Source organism: Tateyamaria sp. syn59, from assembly GCF_007995245.1.
GTDB lineage: Bacteria > Pseudomonadota > Alphaproteobacteria > Rhodobacterales > Rhodobacteraceae > Tateyamaria.
The window spans coordinates 4,711-5,988 of sequence record NZ_VCBA01000029.1 but is presented as its reverse complement, the minus strand read 5'-3'; the positions used below and the strand labels follow the sequence as shown (position 1 = coordinate 5,988).

Annotated in this window: 1 protein-coding gene; it reads right to left on the bottom strand. The window is 54.7% G+C overall.

The window, feature by feature from the left end:
- The coding region (locus tag FD715_RS22645) for a hypothetical protein (protein WP_189799605.1) at positions 1-576 on the bottom strand (576 nt) is incomplete at its 3' end.
- Positions 577-1,278: the final 702 nt, after the last annotated feature.

Below are 1,278 nucleotides of genomic sequence, written 5' to 3'. Positions count from 1 at the left end.
CAGACCGCGTGCGACCTCCCGCATATCCGGCCTTCTCGAAACGATCGTGAGTTCGCTGCAGAACCCGTCGAATTTAGCATGGCGCATGGAGAGGACGGCGGTGTCGCTCAAGCGCGCCACCAGAACGGCAGTCTCTTCGAGGAGAACCCGGGGGCCCGACATGAAAAACATGGCGCGCTCCAAATGACGGGCGAGGTCAGCGGCGAGATCCGGCGTGAAAGGCTTTCCGAGACCGGGCGCAAGCCTCGTTTCGATCTCAGACAGGATACCGAAGAGTTGCGCAGCTGCGACAGGCTCAACGTTACGGATCTTTTTCAGATGCGTATGGACCTCCTCGGCAAGACGGGGACGTGCCGCACCAATTGATGCATCCCTGGAGACGGCCTCCGCGCAAAGCGCAGGGTCATCCTCAGCGATGAGACCTTCTCTTTTCGCAAAATTGGCCATGTCCGAAAGCTCAGTGCCATAGTGAATTGCCTGGGCAGACAGCAGATCGTCTCCCTCCGTGAGAAGGGGCCCGATGGTGGAGTAGGGTTTTCGATCCAGGAAAACTACCTGTTTCAGCATGTGATTCATTATTGTATTTCTTTCATGTTGGCAGGCGATCCAGAACCTAGGTCCGGCCGTCCGGGTTCCCTGCGCGATCAGGGCGCACTACGTAGCGACTTTGATTTAGGTGGAGGTCGATCTAATCAATTCACTCCGTCAATCTTGGAGGGGATGCATTTAAAATCCACATGATCGAAAGTGTTCTATTCCTATGCCTTTGGGGTTTACCCACGCTCTGTTTTTTTTCGACATGGATTTTCTCTGCGTGATCGTAGTCGGCCTTCTCTATTTTTCAGCGTTCCTACATTTCCTCTGACCTCTCCCAGCAATATCTTCCGGGGCGCGATCCCGATGCAGGTCGCGCTGGTGTGCCGCGGCCATGGTGCAGCCGGGTTCATTTCGAGTTGTCGCTTCGGCAATATCTGCCGTCGGCGTCTGATAGACCAATACGGGAGGGCGTGGGAATACTAAAAATCAAGTTTGATTCGAAAAACTCAGCATCCGTCGTCTCGAAATTAAGTCGTTATATATCAATGACTTGCTGAAGAGGTATCTAAAGGTACAGCCACGACCGGTGAAAGACGGCAGGTTCGCCAGGCCTCCGGAGCCCTCCACCATAGGGTATTGCGATTCTGTCGTAAGCCCTCTGCAATAGCTTGCGGACCCATCCGCATATACCGGGCGTGGTGGCCCGCGATCAAAGGAGCAACCGGGCCAACCCAAAATCGA